Consider the following 21130-nt stretch of genomic DNA (forward strand, 5'->3'; position numbering starts at 1 on the left):
AATATAGGGAGCAGGAGATGGATCCTCTTTTCGATTTCACCGGCAAGATCGTGCTCGTCACCGGCGGGAGCCGCGGCCTGGGCCTGGAAATGGTCCGCGCCTTCGCCGCACGCGGCGCCGACCTCATCATCACCAGCCGCAAGGAGGACGCATGCGAGGAGGTGGCAAAGGAGGTCCGCGCCCTCGGCCGCCGCGCGCTCGCGATCGGCGCCCATGCCGGGAAATGGGACGAGATCGATCATATGCTGGAACGCGCCTACGCGGAATTCGGCCGGATCGACATCGCAATCAACAATGCAGGCATGGGACCGGCCATGCCCAGCGCCGACTATACCGAGGATCTCTTCGACAAGGTCGTGGGCCTGAACTTCAAGGGACCGTTCCGCATAGCGGCGAAGATCGCCCAGCGCATGAAGGAAGGCGAAGGCGGCGTCATCATTAACGTCTCCTCCTCCGGCGCGGTCATGCCGCTGCCGGGAGTGGTGCCTTATGGCGCCGCGAAGGCGGCGCTCAATGCGATGAGCCGCTCGCTTGCCGCCGAATTCGCCCCCACGGTCCGCGTCAACGTCCTGTCGGCCGGTCCCTTCCTGACCGACATCGCGAAGGCATGGACGCCCGAAATGCGCGAAAAGAGCACCAACCTGCTTGGCCGCCCCGGCAAGCCGGAAGAAATTGTGACGGCCGCGCTGGCGTTGGCGAGTCCCCATTCCAGCTACGTCACCGGCGCTTTCTACCAGGCCGACGGCGGTTATTAGAGCATCAGGATTTGAGCCAGGCTTCCGCATCCGCAACGCTGCGGAAGACCTGCTCGTCATTTTGGGCGTCGGTGGTCCGTTCCGCCTGCATCTTCAACAGAGCGGAACCGGCCACGACCGCGAGCCGATCGCCCGGCCGACGAACCCGGTCGCCGACCTCGCGCAGCCGCTTGACGATTTCGGCAGGCTGGACAAGCCCTTCGCCGCTGTCGAACAGCATCCGAACCCGAGGCGATTTCTGGCGCGCCAAGGCCACCTCCTGTTGCAAGGACCGTTCATACTTCTCAACAACCTCCGGGGTCAGCAAACCCTTCAGAGAACAGCGAACAATAGCGGCATCGGAATCATAAGCGACTCGCACTTCGGCCAAGAGCATCGATCGTCCTTTCGGGCTTTCACTTACCGGACCATGAAGGCCCCGCCATCGACCGAAAGCGTCTGCCCGGTCACGAAGCGCGCGCCGTCGCCCGCATAGAAGACGACGAACGGCGCGAAATCCCGATCCGGGTCGCCAAAGGCGCCCCCAAGGGGGATTGCGCTGGCCATCTGATCGTCATGCGCCGCCAGTTGGGCCGGACTCAGGGCCGCGCGGGTGGCGCGGTACATCTCGGTCATGATGACAGGACAGATCGCGTTGACGGTGATCCCGTATTTGGCCCAAGCGACTGCGATCGAACGCGTCCAGGCCAGCACCGCACCCTTGGACGCGGCATAATCGGCCTTCATCGCCGCGCCGGTGGCGCCCGTCGAGGACGCGAAGTTCAGGATACGCCCACCTTTTTCCTTGAGATGCGGAAAGACCGCCTGGTTGATCAGCATGGTGCCGCCCATATTGACGCGCAGGACGTCATTGAGCTGCGCAAAGCTGATATCCTCCGCCGGGACCGTCGGTGCGATGGCGGCGGCATGAACCAGCCCGTCGAGCCCGCCGAGGCGCCGCACGGCCTCCCCGGTCGCATCCTTGACCTGGCCTTCATCCGCCACGTCGCAGCGAATGAAGCTGGCCCTGCCGGGCATCCCCTCTATCTCGCGCTCGACATCCTCGACGCCGCTGCTGCGATAGAAGCCGACGACATGGGCTCCGTCCCGCACAAAGGCGGAAACCGTGGCCCTGCCCATCCCGGTCGCGCAACCGGTGACGATGAAACGCTTGCCAGTAACACTCACGGCCTGTTCTCCTTCACGTCAAAGTCGCGCCATCGGCCCGGATTGCGTGCCTCGCCTCATTCGGCGGCGGCTTGCCGGGCGTCCAGCGCCGACCGGATTTCCCGGTGCCGCTCGCTGGTCAACGAATAACGCAGAATTACCGGTACGGCGAGCAGGCTCAACAGCGCGGGGAAGCCCAGGAAAAGCAGCTCCAGGCCCACTATGGCGCCGGGCGGATTGGCAACGCCCGGCGAAGGGTTGAAGCCGACCTTGTCCAATGCCCAGAACATCAGGCCGACCGCCAGCGCCTGTCCGATCTTCCAGATGCCCGTCAGCAGGGCATAAAGCAGGCCGGTCTGATCACGCCCCGTTTCCAGCATGATATGGTCGCCCACGTCCGCCAGCATGGATCGCGGCAACATGCTGGTTGCGCCATAGACCGCCCCGCCAAGCATCATGACGCCGGCCAGAACCCACACATTGCCGCCCGGAGCAATATAAAGAAGGCTATGCGCCAGGGCGAAGTAGCAGGCCGATATAGCGAGCGAGCGATGCTTGCCGACCCGCTTGGCGAGATAAGCCCACAAGGGGGTCACGACCAGCCCGGCGATGGCGTTGCCGATAAGCAGGATGCCCGCGTCCGCCAGTTGCAAGCCCTTCACGTTCGTGAAGAAGAACAGCATCAGCGTCGCCGTGCCGCCGGCCGCCAGACCCAGCATCGCTTCGATGGCGAGGACGCGCCGCACCAGCCCGATCCGCATCAGTGCGGCATAGGCGCGCCACCCGGCCGAATGCTGCTGATCCACCCGCTTGCGCTCGCGCACGAATATCACCGCGGGGAGTACCGCGATGGGCGTCACGGCGATGACGAACCACGCCATTGCGCTCATGCCGTCGGCGGCCGAGTTCATGCCCATCAGGGAGACGAGCTTGGGCAGCAGCAACGCGAACAGCATCCCGATCATGAAAGCGACCTGCCACCAACCGAACATCCGCGAACGCTCATGATAGTCCGAGGTGACGTTGGCCGCGAGCGACAGCTGCGCCAGCCCCAAAATGGACCAGCCGCCATAAGCGAACAGCAGCCAGATCACCAGATGGGCAATGCCGACACCCCGATCCGCCATGAACAGCATCCCGATGGACAGCATGATGAGCGGCCCGCCCAGCAATAGCCAGGGACGATAACGCCCGATGGGGGTGCGCGTGCGGTCCATCAGGAAGCCGAGGACCGGATCGACCCCGATATCGAGCAGGCGGACCACCATGAAGGCAGTGCCCACCGCGGCAAGGTCAAGACCGAGATAGCCGGAATAATAGCTCGGCAGATAGACGGCCAGCGGCAGGGTGAAAGCCGACAGAACGATGCTGGGCGCGGCCAATATCGCCATAATAGCACGCGACAGCGAAGGGGAAGTCTGCATGGTCGATATGTTGCCGTTCATTTCAGTCCGTGACCTCGTGCAGCACTATTTCGGCCAGCATATGGGGCCTTGTCGTCATCGCCTGATGTCCGGCATCGATCCGGGGCGTTCTAGCCGCGTGAAAACGTTCCGCAAAACGATATTGCCATTCCGGCGGGAGAATCGCGTCTTGCAGACAGACGACATAGCTTGCCTCCACCGGGAGCGTGTCGTCGTAGCTCCAGTTCCTCCAGGCATAGGCGTCGGCAGGCCAGTGGTCATTGCCCAGGAGCGCCAGGAACGCATCCCCCTCCTCCGCGCTCATGTCGTTGCAGAACATGTGCCGATGGAGTTCCTTGGGGGGAACGGCATCGTTGCCGAAGGAGCGGCCGACGGCGCTGTCTTGCCCCGCATGGATAGCGAAGGTCGATTCGACCACGGTCCTGCCCGGATCGGGCGCGGAGCAGCTGACATAGATCGCGCGGCGGAACAGTCCGGGCCTGAGCGCCAGCATGGCCGGGATGACGTTGCCGGCCTGGGAATGGCCTACCAGCACGACATCGCGCAGGCCCGCCGCGTCGAGATCGGCGACAAGCTCGGGCGCAATATCGGGAAAGGCGATGGCGTCCGTGTCGCGGCCGCGTTTCGTACCGCACCCCGGCACGTCCAGCGGATAAAAGCGATGCTCGCCCGGCGACGATTGCCGGTCCATCGCGGCTATAAGGCCGTCCCAGATCCAGCTTCCCTGCTCGCCGCCATGCAGAAATGCGAAGTCCATCAATATTCTCCTCTTCCGGTCCGGCGTCAACGACGCGCGCCCCCCTCCCTCGGCCATGCATGACCGGGAGAGCGGAAGGGCAAGTCCGTGCCTGGGCACCGGCATCGCCAGGCGGAAAGCCTCCGCGTCCACATCGCCGTGCCCACCCCTATCGCCACAGCCTTTTCGCGTAGAGGCGGAATATGATCGATCGGGAAATGGCCCTTGCAAGGACCATCTTCCTTCAGCAGGGCGCGGCCGGGCATCCGGTATTTCAGGCGGACTTGGCGAAAGCCGCCCTGTTGCGGCCGATCGCGCGCGCGATGAGCAACTGGCCGGCGATGGCGATGGCCATCACCGGAAGCAGCGCGAGCATCCCGAAAGCGAGCGCTTCCATTCCATGGCTCTGCTTGAAGACATCGCTGACGGTGCCGACGTAAAGGGGTCCCAGCCCGGCGCCGACAAGATTGTTCGCCAGCAGGTAGATCGATCCGAAGACGGTGGCCTGCTCCGGCCGGGCATAGGCCTGGACGATCGCGATCGCCGGCGCCAGGAACGTTCCGGACATGCACAGGGGCACCATCCAGAGCAGCAGCGACGCCGTCCAGCTTTCCGCATGGACCGCCAATAGGACGAACGGCATGGCGATGGCGAGGCTGACCGCCGGCACGAAGGCATAGGCAAGGGGCGTGTAGCGGGACAGCCGGTCGCCCATGACGCCGCCCAGCCAGAGGCCAAGTCCGAAAGCAACCGCGTTGCAGACCGAATACCATGCGCTCATCTCCAGCAGCGTCATGCCTTTGACGCGCATCATGAAGGAGGGCAGCCAGGAGATCAGCGCGTGGCTGGTGCAGGAGGTGAGTCCTGCGAAGATGAAACACAGGCGCAACACGGGATGGCGGAGAAAATCGCCGAAGGACGCCAGCAGCGACGGCGGCGGCCCGGCATGTTCGACGATTTCCGGCCGCTTCGGCTCCCGCACCAGCAGAAACAGCGCGGCGGCCGCCAACAGGCCGGGCAGGCTCACCGCGATCAGCGCCATGCGCCATCCGAAGTTGGCGGCAACCCAGGCCGAAAGAGCGACGCCGATAAAGGCCGACACGGGCGACGCCACATGGAAAAGACCAAGCGCGCTGCCGCGCCGTTCGGGCGGGAATTTGCTGGCAATAAGGGCATAGGAAGGCGCGGTGCCGCCCGCCTCGCCGATCGCCACGCCGACCCGCGCGATAGCGAGATGCGAAAAGCTGGCCGAAACAGCGCCGATCATGGAGCAGACCGACCAGACGACGCAGGCGACGGAAATGGTCAGCACGCGGCCCACCCTGTCCGCCAGCCAACCGACCGGCACGCCGAATATGGTGTAGAAGAAGGCGAAGGCCAGACCTGTCAACAGCCCCAGCTGCGTATCGTTCAGATTGAGGTCGCGGCGGATCGGTTCCGCCAGGAAGGCCACGATGTTCCGGTCCATGGTATTGCACATGTAGATCAGGAACAGCAGCGCGAGCACCGGATAGGGCCGCTGGAAAAAGGCGCGCGCCCCGCGCTCTCCGATCGGCTTGGACATGGCACGCTCCCCCCTTGCGCCGGCTTTTCCGGCGTCGCATCGAATCGAAAGCGGCCGGACATCAGTCCGGCCGCCATGCTTTAACTGTGCTGAAGCGCCGTTACGCTCAACGCTTGCCCTCAAGCAGGCCCTTGAGGTTGGAACTCATGAACATCTGCTGCTCGGCAGGGTTGAAGTCCTTGACCTCGTTCAGGAAGTCGAGCGGAAGCTTCAGGCCTTCCGGGTGCGGCCAGTCGCTGCCGAACAACATGCGTTCGGCCGGGACGTGGACCTTCAGTTCGTTGAGATTTTCCTCATAATAGGGCGCGACATAGACGCACTGCTGGAAAATCTCGACCGGATCCTTCTCGAAGCTGTGGGGCATCTGGCCATAGGCGCGGTGCAGCATCTTCATCAGGTGCGGAACCCAGATCGAACCATTTTCCGCCGACACCCAGCGGATGTTGGGGAAGCGGCTCATCACGCCATGGGCGATCAGCGCCGAGATCATGTCGGCAATCGCGCGGCCCTGGCTGTCGATGCACGCCTTGAGCGGATCGGAACGGTCAAAGGCAAGCATTTCCTTCGCGCCGCTGCCCCACCAGCGATAAATCTGGTCATAGCCGGAATCGGACACATGGAGGACGACGAAGATATTGGCTTCGTTGACCTTGGCCCAGAACTTGTCGAATTCCGGCAGGCCCGGCGAGCGGGGGCCGAACAGGCCCGGCACCGGCGCGGGACGGATCAGGACATGACGCGCGCCATGCTGAAGCGCCCAGTCCAGCTCTTCGCACGCCAGGTCGACATCGGCCAGCGAGATATAGGCGCAGGGGAACAGACGGTCCTTATAGGCAAAGGTCCAATCATCCGCGACCCAGGCGTTGAGCGAGTGGACACATGCCGCCATCAGCTCGATATTATTGCCCATATGACCTTCGATCACCGACGCCAGCGTCGGGAAGATCAGTTGCGCGTGGACGCCTTGCTCGTCGAGCAGCTTCAGGCGGGTCTCGGGGTTCGAGAATTCCGACTGATAGGCAAGCGCGTCGCCGGTCAGCTCGCGCAGCGTCTTGCCTTCCCAGTTTTCACCACGATACCAGATTTCATGGGTGCCGGGCGCGGCGACCACGTCAAAGGTCGGGTTGGGAATATATTCGCTGATATGGCCGTTGATGGCCAGTTTGGTCCGGCCGTCGACCTGCACATATTGGAAGTCCTTATGAAACTTCTTGGGCAAGTGGCGCCGGAACGTGTCCATTGTTTCATAATAATGCCCATCGGCATCGTATACCGGATAACCAAGGTCTCTCGTTTCCTTGGTTCTCTCCATAACAGTCTGAACCGCCATGATATTCTCCTCTTGAGCAATTCGCTTGCCTGCGTTCGAAGGCCAAGCTTTGCAAAATATTTTCGCACAGATCGCCGCGTGTCGGCAGCCGCACGCCAAATCCGATCACGCTCTATACCGCCCGCCGCATTAAACGCTGCCCCACCGAGGGAAACATCACATGCATGCAGCGGGCGGCTTTACGTGCGTGCCGCCGTATCAGGCAGCCTGCTGCACGCCGTCTTCCTTGGCGACTTCAGTGAACATGCGCGTAATGTCGCCCGAAGTCACAGGCCGCGGCTTTTCGCCCGGCGCCAGCGGCGCGGGGCCGCCGAAGGACTGGAGGCTGGTATCGACCTTCTTCGCCGCCGCTGCCGCGCGCAGCGCGCCGACGGTGCACTTGTCGCGCCCGCCCATCATGCCGAACGCATCGAAATTGAACAGGCGCAGCGCATTGCCGTGGCTGATCTTGTCGATCTGCACGTCGGTGAGCCCCCCGAGCGTTTCGAAAAGCCGGTCGCCCGATTCCGGCCATACCGTGTCGGAATGCGGATAGTCGCATTCATAGGCGACATTGTCCTCGCCAATCTTGTCCAGATTCTCAAGGCCGAAGGCATCATCGATGAAGCAGGTGAGGAAATGTTCGCGGAACACGTCGCTCGGCTTCTTCTTGCCGAAATCGGCATGGGTCCACGCCTTGTGATGCTCATGCACGAAGTCGGCACGTTCCAGGAAATACGGAATCCAGCCAATGCCGCCTTCCGACAGCGAGACCTTCAACGGATATTGCTGCAACGCCTTGAGGTGCAGCCAGTCCGCCGCCGAATTGACGATGGAGATCGGCATCGTCGTGATCCAGGCATCGATCGGCGATTCCATGGAGGCGTGCGGCGCCTGCGCGCCCGAACCGATGTGGATGTTGATGACGATGTCGAGGTCGGCGCAGGCCTTCCAGAGCGGATCCCAATGCTCGTTATGGATGCTGGGCTGGCCCTTGAGCGACGGATTGTCGCTGAAGGTGATGGCGTGGCAACCCTTCTTCGACACGCGATGCAGTTCCTCCACGGTCGCCTTGATGTCCCAATAGGGCACGAGCGCCAACGGAATGTTGCGACCCGGATGGCTGCCGCACCATTCGTCGATATGCCAGTCATTATAGGCGCGCAGCAGCGTGAGCGCGTTCGCCTTGTTCTCGAACTCGTGGAAAAGGCCGCCGTCAAACGTGACGACGCTGGGGAAGTTAAGCGAGGAGAGAATGCCGTTGGCATCCATGTCGTCGATGCGGGCATTGATGTCCCACGCGCCCTTGCGCATCTGCTCGAAGGAAACGGGTTCGCAACCATATTCCTCCTTCATGCGGCCGACAACCGCGTTCAGGCCGATCGATCCGGTGCGCTTGCCCTCGTATAGCCAGTAATCCGCGCCATTCTTGTCCTTGCGCAGTTCCGGCTTGATCGACTGATGCTGAACACTGAGGTGCTGGTCGTACATCGTGGGGGGCTCGACGATGTGGTCGTCCACGCTCACGATGATCATATCTTCGAGCTTCATGGCATTCTCTCCTCGGACAATAACATACACTGTGTCATTTTTTTACGCCAATCGCGGCATCAAGTAAAGCCCAAAATCATCTTATGCTGCCTCAGGGCGCGCCCGCATGATCGCGAGGGGCAGCGGATCGCCCCCTGCCTTATATGAACCCCAGGTCCAGTACGGCCTTTGAGCTGGTTCAATGATGCCGCGGCAAGTTCCTCTTCCCCCTATCGCATCACTTCGCGCATGCGCCTCCCCCGAGTCACCATGCCGCAAGTAAAGCATAGCCTTTTTCGCGAATCACCGCCAGCAGTTCGCGAACCTTGATGAGAGACTCGCCCCATGACGGCCGGTCCATGACAGGAGGATGATCCCAACAGAGACGTGATGAATAGGGCCGCGGCGTTGCACTGCCTCGATCACCCGCCATAACGCCCGCGCACATTCGTGATTTTCAAGGAACGATGATGATCGATCCCATTGCCGCCGCCAATCGCCGGAGGCGGACATGACGGCAACGAGCCTGCACCTCGAACTTCCCACGCTTACACCGGAAGCGGAGACGCTGCGGCAGGAAGTCCGCGCCTTCATCGCGGAGGAACGCTCGAGCGGCCGCCTTCCCCCGCCCCACCGCATCGGCCTCGGCTTCGACCGGGAGATGACGAAGCGCATCGCCGCGAAGGGCTGGATCGGCCTTACCTGGCCCAGGCAATATGGCGGACAGGAACGCTCGGCGCTCGAACGCTATGTGATGAACGAGGAGCTGCTGGCCGCCGCCGTGCCGGTCGGCGCGCATTGGGTCGCCGATCGTCAGTCCGGTCCCGTGCTCCTCAAATTCGGCACGGACGAGCAGCGCCGGTTCTACCTGCCGAAGATCGCCGCGGGCGATCTGACCTTCAGCATCGGCATGAGCGAACCCGAATCGGGCTCCGACCTCGCCTCGCTCAAGGCCCGCGCCGAGAAGGTCGATGGCGGGTGGCGCATCAACGGCCGCAAGATCTGGACGACCAACGCGCATCGCGCCCAATATATGATCGTGCTGGTGCGCACTTCCACGGTGGAAGGATCGCGTCATGCGGGGCTGAGCCAGCTCATCGTGGACCTTGCCGCGCCCGGCGTCACGATCAGCCCCATCATCTCGATGGCGGGCGAGCACGACTTCAACGAAGTACTGCTGGAGGATGTCGTCGTCCCCGACGACGCGCTGATCGGCAAGGAAGGCAATGGCTGGAACCAGGTGTCGGCCGAGCTTGCCTATGAACGGTCGGGCCCGGAGCGGTGGCTGTCGAGTTTCCGCCTGATCAGCGAGCTGGTGGACGTGCTCGGCCCCGACGCGCGGGCCGCGAGCCTGGAGGAGCTGGGCCGCCTGATCTCGCATCTCCTTTCGCTGCGCCAGCTTTCCATGTCGGTCGCAAGCATGATCCAGCAGGGCCAGTCGCCCAATGTCGAGGCGTCGATCGTCAAGGATCTGGGCACCAAGTTCGAGCAGGAAGCCGTCCGGGTAGTGCGTAACATCGTCAGCGCCGAGGATCTGATCTCGAACGGACGGGCGGAACGCCTCAAGGCGCTCCTGATCCACGCCCAGCAATATGCCCCTGCCTTCACGATCCGTGGCGGCACCAATGAAATCCTGCGCGGCATCATCGCCAGGGGGATCGGTCTGAGATGAGCGAAAATCGTACCTTTTTCCGGGAAACCGTTGAGCGCATCCTGGCCGACACGCTGGACAAGGCGGCGATCGACGCCGCCGAGGAGCGGCGCCTGCCTTCTTCCCTCTACGACGCGCTCGTGGAAAATGGCATCACCCTGATGCTGGTGCCGGAAGACAAGGGAGGCATAGGCGCGAGCGTAGGCGACGCCGCCGTCATCCTGCGCGCCGCCGGTGAAGCCGCCGCGCCGGGGCCCCTGCTGGAAACCATGCTCGGTCAACGGCTGCTGGCCGATGCCGGCATCGACCTGACCGACGGCCTGCTAAGCCTGGTGTTCGTCGACGATTCCGCCATTCCGGCCGAGGGCGAAACCGAGTGGCGAGACGCGGCGATTCACGACGTGCCCTGGTCTGAAGCGGTCAGCCATGTCCTTGTGGTCGCGCGCTCCGACAGCGGCGCGCGCCTCCTCCTCACCCAGGCAGACGGATGGACTGTAACGCCCGTTTCCGATGCGGCGGGCGAGCCGCGCGACACGCTGACCGCAGCGTCCATCCCGGTCGTTTCCGCAACGCTGGGGGACTATGACGCGCTGCTGCGCACCGCCTCCATTCTACGCGGTGCGCAGATATTGGGCGCCATCGAATGGTCATTCCGCCGCAGCGTGGAATATGCCGGCGAGCGCAAGCAGTTCGGGCGGGAGATCAGCAAGTTCCAGGCGGTCCAGCAGATGCTCGCCGAACTGGCCGATCATGTGCTGGCCTCCGCGGGTATTACCGAAGCCGCGGCCGAAGGGCTGAACGCCAGCCTGGCCGCCGCCGCCCGCTCGCGTCTTGGCGATGCCGCCGATGCGGCGATCCTCATCACGCATCAGGTCCACGGCGCTATGGGCTTCAGCCTCGAATATGCGCTGAATTCACGCACCCGCCGCCTCATGGCTTGGCGCGACGATTATGGCAGCGTGCTGCACTGGCGCCGGGCGCTGGCAGGCAATTTCGCGGGACTGACGCGCGAAACCTTCTGGCCCGCTGTTTCCGACGCCGGACTGCCGGGAGCCGCTTGAGATGAGCGCATCAGGGGACGACTGGTCTGCCGAGCGGATCGCAGATCGTTTGCAGATCAGCGACGTCCTCTACCGCTATTGCGGCGCGATCGACCGCATCCAGCCCGACGCGCTGATGGACCGCGTCTTTCATGCCGACGCGCTGATAGACAAGACCGGAACCCCCTATCCGGTGGCGGAATTTGTGGCGAACGTCGCCGCGCGCCATCCGGGGGTGCCCAACGCGTCCCACATGGTCACCAACATTCTCATCGACTTCGTGGATACGGACACCGCCTTTGTCGAAAGCTGGTGCATCGCGTTGGAGCGTCATCCGCCCGCCGGGGCGGACGGGCGGACTGTCGATCGGGTTTACCGTGTCCGCTACGGCGACCGTTTCGAACGGCGCGGCGACCGGCGCTGGCGGATCGCCACGCGAACCTTCGTCATCGACCATGTGCTGAGCGCAGCCGCCGATCCCGCGCTGGACCCGCCGGCCGCCGCCCGCATCGAAGGACGCCGCGACGCCGACGATGCCATCGTGCGGATGCGCGTCAGCCTCGGTCTGCCACCGGTGTGAACAGCAGCGCGAGAATGTCGACCTCCGCGCGCAGCAAGTCTTCATTGCCGGCATCTTCGACATTATATTGTACGGCACGGGAACGGGCGGCCATCCGCTCCATCGACACATAGATGATCACCGCGCGCGACTGGGCCGATGCCTTCGTCAGCCTCCCGCCGGGCTGAGCAGCCTTGATCCGGTCGGCAATTGCGTGGATGATCGGCATTGTCGCTTCGTGCCGGACCTTGAGGAAATCGATATTACCGCTGTCGGCGATGTAGTTCCGCGCGTTCAGGATCGGCCGGTGCCGCTCCCAATAGGCGGTATAGCTTTCGATGAATGTCCTGCTCAATATTTCCGGCGGTGTGCCGGGAGCGGCATCGCGGAGCACCGCCGCCACCTCCGCCAACTCTTCGGCCGCCTCCTGCGCGAGAATGAGCAGGACTTCGTCTATATCCTTGAAATAGAGATAGAAGCTTTGCGAGGCCATCCCGGCCGCGCGCGCGATCTTGCTCGCGCTCAGCTTATGCACTGATTCGACCGCGATCAGGGAAAGCGTGGCGTCGAGCAACCGCCGCCTGCTTTCTTCACCCTTGCGCCCGAGCGCCTGCCCCTGCTTATTGATCCGTTTCACGCCGCCGCCCCTTTGAAGGGCCGCAAAAAAGACGACCTCAGATGCCAAGTCAATGTTCAAATATCAATGAGCCAGAGGCGCGCCGATCCGTCCGGGCCGCTCAAAGCACCTCATCGGTCCCGAAGATCGTCACCGCCTGGCTTGACAGCACACCGCCATTGCCGTGCGACAGCGCCAGCTTCGCGCCCGACACCTGACGCCCGCCCGCCAGCCCGCGCAATTGCGTCACCGCCTCGACCATGGTGAACAGGCCGTACATGCCGGGATGGGCGCAGGACAGACCGCCGCCATTGGTGTTCACCGGCAATCTTCCGCCCGGCGCGATGGCTCCGTCCGCCACGAAGCGCCCGCCCTCGCCCTTGGGGCAGAAGCCCAGATCTTCCAGGAACAGGATCGTGTTGATCGTGAAGGCGTCGTATAGTTCGACGACATCGATGTCGGCCGGCGCGACCCCCGCCTGGGCATAAGCGCGCGGGGCCGCCTCGGTCGCGGCCGTCACTGTGAGGTCAGCGAGCGCGGAGATGTTGCGGTGCCAGGTGGCGTTGGCCGCGCCCAGCAGATAGGCAGGCTTCTGCGGCAGGTCGCGCGCCCGGTCGGCGCGGGTCATCACCACGGCGGCGGCGCCATCCGTGACGAGGCAGCAGTCGCGCACCGTCAGCGGATCGGACACCATGCGCGCGCCGAGCACATCGTCGATCGACAGATCGCCCTTCATGAAGGCGTCGGGATTGAGGTTCGCCCATTTGCGCGCCGCCACGGCCACCTCGGCCAACTGCTCGCGGGTGGTGCCATATTGGTGCATGTGGCGCTGCGCCGCGAGCGCATAGGCCGTCGTCGGGTTGCGCGGTTTATAGGGCGCCTCATAGGGAAAGGGCGTGCCCCCGCTGCGGACCAGACCGCCCGCGCCCGACCGCTGGTTGCTCCCATAGCAGATCAGGACCGCGTCGCAGAGCCCGGCGTCCAGCGCCAGCGCCGCCCACATGGCCTGAATCTGGAACGCCGAGCCGCCCGTGCGGGTCGTCTCGACCATTTTGGGGCGAATGCCGAGATATTCGGGCACGCTCATTGCGCTGAACGGATCTTCGGAAAGGGTCGAAAACACCCCGTCGATGTCGGCCGGCGTCAGACCGGCGTCGGCAATGGCGGCCAACGATGCCTTGGCCAGCAGCTCCATGGCGGAGAAACCCGGCCTGGAATCGATGCCCAGGACCGCGGTGCCGACGATAGCGGTGCGCCCCCTTGGAAAACCGCTCATGCCGCGCCTCCCTCGACAGGCGCGAACAGCACGGCGGGCGCGCCGTCCACCTCGCCGACCCGTGCCTTGACCGCCATGCCGATAGCGATCGTGGCGGGATCGCAATCGACCAGCCGGCTCATCATGCGAACGCCTTCCGCCAGGTCGATGAGCGCGATCACATAATCGGGCGTCGGCGGCTTGTTGCGGATGACGGTGAAGGAATAGACCGTGCCCTCGCCCGACGCTTCCACCCATTCGAGATCCGCGAGGCCTGTGCCGGGCTGCGCGATTCGCGGGAAGAAGACGTAGGCGCCCGTCGATGCCGACCGCTGCACCATGAAACGGCCTTCCGCCAGATAGGCGGCATATTCCGCCTCGGGATGCACGGTCTTTACCATCGGATCGTCCTTAATGATGCCCGTGGCCTGCCGCCATGCCATTGGGATCGACCGCCACGGCCAGCGCGTCTACCGCGACCACGCCCTCGCCCTCGGGATAGACGAACACGGGGTTGAAATCGATCTGCTCGATGCCGGTTTCGGTGCGGGCCAGTTCCGCCACACGGGAGACGAGCGCGGCAAGCGCATCGATATCCGCGGGCTTCTGCCCCCGCACGCCGGCGAGGATCGGCGCGGTCTTGAGGCCGAGGATCAGCTGCTTGGCTTCTTCCGGCGAGATCGGCGGCGGCGCGAACACCACATCCTTCAACACCTCCAGATAAATGCCGCCCGATCCCAGCATGACCAGCGGACCGAAATCGGCGTCGCGGATGACGCCGATGACCAGTTCATGACCCTTGGGCATCATCTTCTGGATCAGCACGCCTTCGATCCGTGCAGCCGGATCATAAGCCTTGGCGTTGGCGATGATCTCGTCAAACGCCGCTTCCACCTCACCCGCGCCCACGCCCAGCTTCACGCCGCCCGCCTCGGTCTTGTGGGAGATGTCGGGCGACTGGATCTTCAGCACCACGGGAAAACCCATCGCCGCCGCGTCGCGCGCCGCGCTGTCGCGGTCGCTTGCCAGTGCGGTCGGTGGAACGGGAATGGCATAGGCGTCGATCAGCGCGCGGGTGTCCGCCTCGTCCAGCACGCCGGGCTTCAGATCGCGCAGCTTGGGCGCATCGGCGGGCGCAACGGGCGGGCGCGCCTTCCACTTGCTCTGGAACGCCGCATAGCGGCCGATGGCGTCCAGCGCCGAGGCGCAGGCGGTGTAGCTGTGGAAGCCTTGTCCCCCCAGGCTGGCCAGCGCGGCCATATTTTCGTCGCTCGGCAGGATGTGCGAGGTAAACAGAATCGGCTTGGTCGCGTTGGCGAAGACCGGCCCCAGCCGTTCGCCCAGCTTTTGGATGCGGCCTGGCGAATGCAGGCCGATATTGACGATGAACGCATCCACCTCCTCGCTTTGCTGCAAACGCTCCAGCACGCTGACGAGCGGCCCGCCGCCGGACTCCACGGCATTGGCGGTCACGTCCACCGGATTGGCGGTGGACCCGAAATCGGGAATCCATTCGGACAAGTCCTTTTGCAGCGGCGCGCTCAGCACCGGCACGTCAAGCCCGGCGGTTCCGCACAGGTCCGCCGCCCAGGCGCCCGCGCCGCCGGACGTGGAGATAACGCCCACCTTCTTCACCGGCACATGCGGGAAACGCGCCAAGGCCGCTGCGACGGACAGCATCTGCTCCTGGTCAAACACGCGGATGATGCCATAACGCTCGAACATCGCGTCATAGGCTGTGTCGGCGCCGGTCAGGTGCGCGGTATGGGATACGGCGGCGCGCTGCCCCGCTTCCGACCGGCCGACCTTCATGATGACGATCGGCACGCCCTTGTCCGCCGCCTTGCCCGCCACTTCGGCAAAGCGGGCGGGGGTCTTGAGCCCCTCGATGAACATCACGATGACGCCGCTCTCGCCCTCGTCGAGCAGATGGTCGACGAAGTCGAGACTTTCGAGATCGCCTTCATTGCCCGTCGTCACGATTGCATGGAAATCGAGATTTTCCTTGATGCCGCGTCCGAACAGCGCGAAACCCAAGCCCCCGCTCTGCGAGACGATCGACACCTTGCGGCCGGGGCGCAGCGCGGGGCGCTCCTCCGACAGCGCCGTGTCCGCCACCGCCGCGAATGTCGCCGCCGCGCCGTCGAGCGAGACATAGCCTTCGCAATTCGGCCCCATGTAGCGCAGCCCGCTATCGCCAATGGCATCGGCCAGTTCGAGCATGTCCACCCCGGAAGACAAGATCACCGCCGCCTTGGCACCCGCCGCCACGGCTTCACGGATCACGCCCGGCACGGTCGCGCCGGGCGTGGCGATCAGCACCAGCTCGACCCCGCCGGGTATCTCCGTCAGGCTGGTATAGCCTTGCTTGCCCTGAATGATGCCGCCTTTGGGATGTACCGGGTAGATCGGCCCCTTGTGGCCGCTGTTCAGCGCGATCTTGAGCAGCTTGCCGCGCATCTTCGACGGATCGTCCGCAGCTCCGACAACGGCGATGCTCTGGGGTGTGAAGAAGCTGTCAAGCACGGTATTTTCCCATCTGAATGGCAGTTGCGCCCTGCTTTCAGCAGCGGCGGAGCCTGACAAGTGCGTGACCCAATCGATCACATACGGATTGCCCGGCCCGCCTGACGCGTTCAGTTATATGTTGGCGGCGATGATCATGCGCCGATGCGATCGAGAAACCGCATCAGCGCGTCGGCGAATATGTCGTTTTCATCGCCGACGAGCATGTGGCGCGCGCCCGGAATCACTTCGACCTCCAGTTGGGGGATCAGCGCGCGCAACGCTTCGACCCCATCGGCATCGACGACCTCGCTCAACTCGCACCAGGCGAGCAGCGCGGGCACCGTCACCTTGGGCGCCACCGTTTCGAGATAGGCGCTGCCCGCGCCAAGCCCGATCCGGTGCCGCGGATCGCGATAGCCAGAATCCCAATGCCAGTGCCAGCGGCCATCCTCGCTCTGCCGCATGTTCCGGCGCAGACGTTCGCCCGCGCCCGGCGCGACCGTCTGGCCACGCGCCGCCGCGAGCTGGGCCGCGGCTTCGTCCGGGGAAGCAAAGCCATCGGAGGAGATTTGCGTAGACTGGGCGACGGTGGCGATCCCATCGGGACGCGAACGCGGGACGGCATCGACCAGCGCGACCGCGAGCGCCACCTCCGGCCCGGCGCTGCCGGCCGCCGCCAGGCTGATCTTCCCGCCCAGCGAATTGCCGACCAGCACCATGGGCCGGCCGACCGCGCCCGCTACCGCCGCTATGTCGGCGACCTGCCGCGGATAGCCGTAATCCCCGTCCGGCGCGCGATCGCTTTCGCCATGACCGCGAAAATCCAGAGTGATGGCGCGCCGTCCGCTGTCGGCCAGACGCAGCGCGACACGACGCCAGCTATGGCGTGTCTGCCCCATGCCGCCGATCAGCAGCACGGGGGTTCCGTCCTCCGGACCATAGAGGTCGGCGGCCAATCTCTGGCCGTCGCCGCCCGTGAACCAGTGCGTCATTCGCCGGTGAACGTCGGCGCGCGCTTTTCCAAGATCGCGTCGATCGCCTCTGCATGGTCCTTGCTGATGTTCGACAGCCCCTCATAGGCCATACCCAGGTCCATCATCGGCTGGGCCAGTTGGCGCAGCGGCATGTTGATCGCGGTCTTGGTGCCGTAGATCGCGTTGCTGGCGCCGTTCGCGAGCTTGGCGACCCAGCGCTCGGCGATTTCCTCCATCGCCTCGAAAGTCGGCGCGGATTCGGCGATCAGGCCGAGATCGGAGGCTTCCTTGCCGAGAATCGGTTCGCCCAGCAGCAGGAACTTGCGCGCCTTGGCATAGCCCATCTGCTGCGGCCAGATCAGCGAGCCGCCATCGCCTGCGACAAGGCCGATATTGACGTGGGGATCGGCGATCTTCGTATCGTCCACCGCGATGACGAGGTCGCACAGCAGCGGCAGCGTCGCGCCCAGACCCATCGCATGGCCGTGCAGCTTGGCAACGGTCGGCTTGGGGCAGTCGAGCACCGCATTGACGATCCGGCGCGATCCCCAGAGGCCCTTGAAGAACAGGCCCGGATCGTCGACCTTGCGCTTCATCTGGGCGAAATCGCCGCCGCCGCAGAAGGACTTGCCCTCGCCGGACAGCACGACCACGCGGACGCGATTGTCGAAGCTCGCCGCCTGGAAGGCGTCTGCAAGCTGCTCGTTCACCGGATCGGTGATGATGTTGCGCTTTTCGGGATTGTTGAGCTTGATGCGCAGCGCAGCGCCGTCCAGCTCTACCTTGATGAGGTCGAAGCGCGAATAATCAAATGCCATTAAATGTCTCCGCAAGATCGGTTCAGGCCGCGACGGGCCGGGCCAGCGCGCCGAAGCGTGCGAGATGGAAGGAAGAGTCGCCGAACAACTGATTGATGACGTTCAGGCGGATATAGTGATGGCCGATATCCAGTTCTTCCGACACGCCCATGCCGCCGTGCAGTTGAACCGCCTGATAGCCCACATATTTGCCCGAGCGCGCCACCTGCACCTTCGCCGCCGAAATCATGCGCTGGCGCTCGACCGCGTCGCCGTCCAGCGACATCGCCGCGACCAGCGCCATGGATTTGGCGGTCTGCGTCTGGATGTACATGTCGGCCATGCGGTGCTGAAGCACCTGAAACTTGGCCAGCGGCGCGCCATATTGGATGCGGGTCCGGGTATATTCGGCGGTCGCGGGGATGAGATATTCCATCGCGCCGATCGCCTCCGCACAGACAGCCGCGACACCGTGATCGAGCGCCAATTCGACCAGCGCCACACCGCCATCGACCGGACCGAGCACATTCTCGCCGCCCACGGCGACATTCTCCAGCACCACTTCCGCCGCTCCGAAGGCGTCGATCATGCGGAAGCTGCGGCGCGAAACGCCCTGCGCATCGGCATCGACCAGGAACAGCGTCACGCCCTCCCGCTCGCCCGTGCTGCCGGACGTGCGCGCCGCGACGATCAGCCGGTCGGCGCGGTCGCCGTTCAGCACCACAGGCATCCGGCCTGAAATGGTCCAGCCCGCACCATCGGCCGCAGCCGTGAAGCTGGTGTCCTCCGCGCTGCGGAGCATGTGCGTGCTGCCCGCGGCAAGCGCCAGTTGGCGCTCGCCCGCGATCACCGGTCCGATCGCATCCTGCCGGGCATCGCCCGACAGGCCCTCGATCAGCAGGCGGCCCCCGATCACGGCGGTGTAGAGATAAGGCTGGGTCACGAGATGCCGCCCGAACCGCTCCATCACCACAAAGCTATCGGCGGACGAGCCCGCGAAGCCGCCGACCTCTTCCGGAAAGGCCGCGCCCATAAGGCCCAGCTCGGCCATTTCCCGCCACAGCGCCGCCTCGGCCGCCGGGTCCTTCAGCAGCGCCTCGCGCTTCACCAGATCATGCTTGTCGGTGAGGAAGCGGTCGACCATGTCGAACAGCATCCGCTGGTTATCGTCGTAATTGAAGTCCATTGCTTGCGTTCCTGTCAGACGTTCAGCAGGCGCCGCGCGATGATATTGCGCTGGATTTCCGAACTGCCACCATAGATCGTCAGCTTGCGCTTGTCGAAAAACTGCTGCGCCATATGCTCCAGCTCGAACGGCACGACCGGCAAGCCGTCATGCGGCATGGTCAGCGGATGGACCATGCCTTCCGCTTCCGCCATTTCCATCAGCAGTTCGGTCAGATTCTGCATGATCTCGCCGCCGCGCACCTTGATGACGGAGACTTCCGGTCCGGGCGCCTTGCCCGACAGTTCGTCCGCCAACACGCGATAGGTGGTGTAGCGAAGCGCGACAAGATCGGTCTCGACCTCCGCCACGCGCTGCGCCAGCACGGCATTCTCGCTGCGCTTGCGGCCGTCGGGGCCGACCTGCTCCAGACGTTCGCGCACCTGCCGCGCAAAGGCCATGTTCACGCCGATCCACGCGCCCATCAGCCGCTCATTGCCCAGCAGGAACTTGGTGATGTCCCATGCTCCGCCCTCGCGGCCGACCAGGTTGGTCACGGGAACGCGCACTTCGTCGATCTGCACTTCGTTGACCGATAACATGCCGCCCAGCGTGTAGATCGGACTCACCGTGACGCCCGGCTGTTCCATATCGATCAGGAGGAAGGAGATGCCCGCCTGCTTCGGCCCGTCGGTGGACGTGCGGACGAGACAGAAAATCTTGTTGGCGACATGGGCATAGCTGGTCCACAGCTTGGTCCCGGTCACGATATAATCGTCCCCGTCGCGTACCGCCCGCATCTGGAGGTTCGCGAGGTCGGACCCCGCCTGCGGCTCGGAAAAGCCCTGGCACCACCAGTCCTCGCTGGACAGGATGCGGGGCAGAAGTTCCGCCTTCTGCTCCGGCGTGCCGAACTCGATCAACACCGGGCCCAAAAGATCCTGCGACACATGGTTCAGGCGCGGTGCGCCCGCCATGCCCGATTCCTCTTCCCAGATGAACCGCTCCATCGGTCCCCAGCCGGGACCGCCATGCTCCTTGGGCCAGAGCGGGACATGCCAGCCCTTCTCGCGCAGCAGCGCATGCCACTGCTTGTGCTCTTCCTTGGTCAGCTTGTCGCCCGCCAGCGTCTTGCGGGCAAATTCGGGCGGCAGGTTCTTCGCGAAGAATGCCCGAATTTCCTGGCGCAGCGCCTGCACCTTATCATCGATGGACAAGTCCACTCGTCGTCACTCCCTATTCGGCTCGCGCGTTGCTCAAAGCCCGCGAAAGACCGGCGCTCTCTTCTCACGAAACGCGGCACGCCCTTCCGCATAATCTTGCGACAAGGTGAGTCGCGGCTGTTCCTCGGATTCTGCCGCCAGCACGGCGTCCAGCGAGTTATGGCCGCCCCCCAGCACCCGCTTCGTCGCCGCGAGCGAGAGCGGAGCCGTCTGGGCATAGCGTTGGCCGGAGGCCAGCGCCCTTTCGAGCGCCTCCCCCGCTGGCACCAGTTCGTCGACAAGTCCGACGGCTCGCGCCTCTTCACCCCGCATTTCGCGACCGGACAAAAGCAGGTCGCGCGCTCGTGCGGCGCCGATCCGCTGCGGCAGCGTCCAGGCAAGACCCGCATCCGCCATCAGCCCCACCCTGCCGAAGGAGGCGCAGAAGCGCACGCCGTCGCCGGCCACCAGATAGTCGCAGGCTAGCGCGAGGGACATGCCCGCGCCAAAGGCAAAACCCTCCACCGCGCTGATCGTCGGCTTGGGCCCCCGGTACAGGATGCGCACGATGTCGTGCAGCACGGCCACGTTGCGCCGGGTCCTTTCCGGATCCGGCTTCATGTCGGGGGGGAGCCGCCCACCGGAGCAGAAATGACCATCGGCCCCCGTCAGCACGATGAAGCGGCAGGACTCATCCGATGCCGCGTCCTGCAGATGCGCCAACAGAGCTTCGCGCATCTCCGTCGAGCAGGCATTTCGGAATGCCGGCGCATGCAGCGTCAAGACGACCGCGTCACCCACCTTCTCCTGAAGGACGGCATCTTCAATTGATTGTTTTACAGTTGCGTCGTTCACCCGGTCACCATGCCGCCAAATTGTCGGCGCGTCCATTAACGCGC

The 21130-nt window shown here is 64.3% G+C and carries 20 protein-coding genes; 4 read left to right on the forward strand and 16 right to left on the reverse strand.

Annotated elements, in window-relative coordinates; translation table 11 throughout:
* The first annotated feature begins 17 nt into the window (after positions 1–17).
* Complete coding sequence (locus tag IQ35_RS02730; protein WP_021246060.1) at positions 18–755, forward strand: SDR family NAD(P)-dependent oxidoreductase; 738 nt, start codon at positions 18–20, stop codon at positions 753–755.
* A gap of 4 nt (positions 756–759) precedes the next feature.
* On the opposite strand, the gene IQ35_RS02735 is transcribed toward IQ35_RS02730, so the two are convergent.
* The 7 genes from IQ35_RS02735 to IQ35_RS02765 form a co-directional block, all read right to left on the reverse strand.
* A complete protein-coding gene (locus tag IQ35_RS02735) occupies positions 760–1005 on the reverse strand; it encodes a hypothetical protein (protein ID WP_145071910.1) in 246 nt (81 codons plus the stop codon).
* Between the two features lie 149 nt (positions 1006–1154).
* On the reverse strand, positions 1155–1922 hold the full coding sequence (locus IQ35_RS02740; RefSeq protein WP_021246058.1) for an SDR family NAD(P)-dependent oxidoreductase: 768 nt from the start codon (positions 1920–1922) through the stop codon (positions 1155–1157).
* Positions 1923–1978: 56 nt separating this feature from the next.
* Entirely contained in the window at positions 1979–3346 is a 1368-nt protein-coding gene (locus tag IQ35_RS02745; RefSeq protein ID WP_145071911.1) for an MFS transporter, read from the reverse strand.
* 1 nt (position 3347) lies between these two features.
* Positions 3348–4082 carry an alpha/beta fold hydrolase gene (locus IQ35_RS02750; protein ID WP_242003272.1) on the reverse strand — a complete coding sequence of 245 codons (735 nt, stop codon included), beginning with the start codon at positions 4080–4082 and terminating at the stop codon, positions 3348–3350.
* 253 nt (positions 4083–4335) lie between these two features.
* Entirely contained in the window at positions 4336–5625 is a 1290-nt protein-coding gene (locus tag IQ35_RS02755; protein ID WP_021246054.1) for a spinster family MFS transporter, read from the reverse strand.
* Positions 5626–5731: 106 nt separating this feature from the next.
* Positions 5732–6955, reverse strand: a complete 1224-nt coding sequence (locus IQ35_RS02760) for an amidohydrolase family protein (protein WP_236614798.1) — start codon at positions 6953–6955, stop codon at positions 5732–5734.
* 198 nt (positions 6956–7153) lie between these two features.
* Positions 7154–8485 (reverse strand): amidohydrolase family protein, encoded by a 1332-nt coding sequence (locus IQ35_RS02765; RefSeq protein WP_021246052.1) that lies wholly within the window; start codon positions 8483–8485, stop codon positions 7154–7156.
* Between the two features lie 490 nt (positions 8486–8975).
* On the opposite strand from IQ35_RS02765, the gene IQ35_RS02770 reads away from it, so the two are divergent.
* From IQ35_RS02770 to IQ35_RS02780, 3 genes are read left to right on the forward strand one after another with little or no spacing between them, the layout of a single operon-like run.
* A complete protein-coding gene (locus IQ35_RS02770; protein ID WP_021246051.1) occupies positions 8976–10136 on the forward strand; it encodes an acyl-CoA dehydrogenase family protein in 1161 nt (386 codons plus the stop codon).
* Positions 10133–11176 carry an acyl-CoA dehydrogenase family protein gene (locus IQ35_RS02775; RefSeq protein ID WP_145071913.1) on the forward strand — a complete coding sequence of 348 codons (1044 nt, stop codon included), beginning with the start codon at positions 10133–10135 and terminating at the stop codon, positions 11174–11176. The genes IQ35_RS02770 and IQ35_RS02775 overlap by 4 nt, the downstream gene beginning before the upstream one ends.
* A gap of 1 nt (position 11177) precedes the next feature.
* Complete coding sequence (locus IQ35_RS02780; RefSeq protein ID WP_021246049.1) at positions 11178–11735, forward strand: nuclear transport factor 2 family protein; 558 nt, start codon at positions 11178–11180, stop codon at positions 11733–11735.
* Here IQ35_RS02780 and IQ35_RS02785 read toward each other — a convergent pair.
* The 9 genes from IQ35_RS02785 to IQ35_RS02825 all read right to left on the reverse strand — a co-directional run bounded on the left by IQ35_RS02785 (position 11710) and on the right by IQ35_RS02825 (position 21122).
* Positions 11710–12351 (reverse strand): TetR/AcrR family transcriptional regulator, encoded by a 642-nt coding sequence (locus IQ35_RS02785; RefSeq protein ID WP_158636569.1) that lies wholly within the window; start codon positions 12349–12351, stop codon positions 11710–11712. The genes IQ35_RS02780 and IQ35_RS02785 overlap by 26 nt on opposite strands.
* Before the next feature lie 100 nt (positions 12352–12451).
* Complete coding sequence (locus IQ35_RS02790) at positions 12452–13606, reverse strand: thiolase (protein ID WP_145071914.1); 1155 nt, start codon at positions 13604–13606, stop codon at positions 12452–12454.
* Positions 13603–13986, reverse strand: coding sequence for a Zn-ribbon domain-containing OB-fold protein (locus IQ35_RS02795; protein ID WP_021246046.1), 384 nt, complete (start codon positions 13984–13986; stop codon positions 13603–13605). The genes IQ35_RS02790 and IQ35_RS02795 overlap by 4 nt, the downstream gene beginning before the upstream one ends.
* A gap of 10 nt (positions 13987–13996) precedes the next feature.
* Positions 13997–16111 carry an acetate--CoA ligase family protein gene (locus tag IQ35_RS02800; RefSeq protein ID WP_145071915.1) on the reverse strand — a complete coding sequence of 705 codons (2115 nt, stop codon included), beginning with the start codon at positions 16109–16111 and terminating at the stop codon, positions 13997–13999.
* A gap of 134 nt (positions 16112–16245) precedes the next feature.
* Positions 16246–17085: an alpha/beta fold hydrolase gene (locus IQ35_RS02805; RefSeq protein ID WP_145071916.1), complete on the reverse strand. Its 840-nt coding sequence runs from the start codon at positions 17083–17085 to the stop codon at positions 16246–16248.
* Entirely contained in the window at positions 17082–17885 is an 804-nt protein-coding gene (locus tag IQ35_RS02810) for an enoyl-CoA hydratase/isomerase family protein (protein WP_021246043.1), read from the reverse strand. The genes IQ35_RS02805 and IQ35_RS02810 overlap by 4 nt, the downstream gene beginning before the upstream one ends.
* A gap of 22 nt (positions 17886–17907) precedes the next feature.
* Positions 17908–19050 carry an acyl-CoA dehydrogenase family protein gene (locus IQ35_RS02815; RefSeq protein ID WP_021246042.1) on the reverse strand — a complete coding sequence of 381 codons (1143 nt, stop codon included), beginning with the start codon at positions 19048–19050 and terminating at the stop codon, positions 17908–17910.
* 14 nt (positions 19051–19064) lie between these two features.
* The gene (locus IQ35_RS02820) at positions 19065–20246 is read right to left on the reverse strand and encodes an acyl-CoA dehydrogenase family protein (protein ID WP_021246041.1); all 1182 of its coding nucleotides are present in this window, start codon (positions 20244–20246) and stop codon (positions 19065–19067) included.
* Between the two features lie 39 nt (positions 20247–20285).
* Positions 20286–21122 carry an enoyl-CoA hydratase/isomerase family protein gene (locus IQ35_RS02825; RefSeq protein WP_145071917.1) on the reverse strand — a complete coding sequence of 279 codons (837 nt, stop codon included), beginning with the start codon at positions 21120–21122 and terminating at the stop codon, positions 20286–20288.
* Between the last annotated feature and the right edge of the window lie 8 nt (positions 21123–21130).

The sequence above is a fragment of the Sphingobium wenxiniae genome (genome assembly GCF_007830065.1).
Classification (GTDB): domain Bacteria; phylum Pseudomonadota; class Alphaproteobacteria; order Sphingomonadales; family Sphingomonadaceae; genus Sphingobium; species Sphingobium wenxiniae.

Bases quoted from the DNA above. Each gene is read 5' to 3' on its own strand.
- IQ35_RS02760 (WP_236614798.1), bottom strand. From the start codon at position 6,955: ATGGCGGTTCAGACTGTTATGGAGAGAACCAAGGAAACGAGAGACCTT.
- IQ35_RS02775 (WP_145071913.1), top strand. From the start codon at position 10,133: ATGAGCGAAAATCGTACCTTTTTCCGGGAAACCGTTGAGCGCATCCTG.
- IQ35_RS02770 (WP_021246051.1), top strand. From the start codon at position 8,976: ATGACGGCAACGAGCCTGCACCTCGAACTTCCCACGCTTACACCGGAA.
- IQ35_RS02730 (WP_021246060.1), top strand. From the start codon at position 18: ATGGATCCTCTTTTCGATTTCACCGGCAAGATCGTGCTCGTCACCGGC.
- IQ35_RS02745 (WP_145071911.1), bottom strand. From the start codon at position 3,346: ATGAACGGCAACATATCGACCATGCAGACTTCCCCTTCGCTGTCGCGT.
- IQ35_RS02755 (WP_021246054.1), bottom strand. From the start codon at position 5,625: ATGTCCAAGCCGATCGGAGAGCGCGGGGCGCGCGCCTTTTTCCAGCGG.
- IQ35_RS02765 (WP_021246052.1), bottom strand. From the start codon at position 8,485: ATGAAGCTCGAAGATATGATCATCGTGAGCGTGGACGACCACATCGTC.
- IQ35_RS02750 (WP_242003272.1), bottom strand. From the start codon at position 4,082: ATGGACTTCGCATTTCTGCATGGCGGCGAGCAGGGAAGCTGGATCTGG.
- IQ35_RS02805 (WP_145071916.1), bottom strand. From the start codon at position 17,085: ATGACGCACTGGTTCACGGGCGGCGACGGCCAGAGATTGGCCGCCGAC.
- IQ35_RS02795 (WP_021246046.1), bottom strand. From the start codon at position 13,986: ATGGTAAAGACCGTGCATCCCGAGGCGGAATATGCCGCCTATCTGGCG.
- IQ35_RS02810 (WP_021246043.1), bottom strand. From the start codon at position 17,885: ATGGCATTTGATTATTCGCGCTTCGACCTCATCAAGGTAGAGCTGGAC.
- IQ35_RS02825 (WP_145071917.1), bottom strand. From the start codon at position 21,122: ATGGACGCGCCGACAATTTGGCGGCATGGTGACCGGGTGAACGACGCA.
- IQ35_RS02815 (WP_021246042.1), bottom strand. From the start codon at position 19,050: ATGGACTTCAATTACGACGATAACCAGCGGATGCTGTTCGACATGGTC.
- IQ35_RS02790 (WP_145071914.1), bottom strand. From the start codon at position 13,606: ATGAGCGGTTTTCCAAGGGGGCGCACCGCTATCGTCGGCACCGCGGTC.
- IQ35_RS02780 (WP_021246049.1), top strand. From the start codon at position 11,178: ATGAGCGCATCAGGGGACGACTGGTCTGCCGAGCGGATCGCAGATCGT.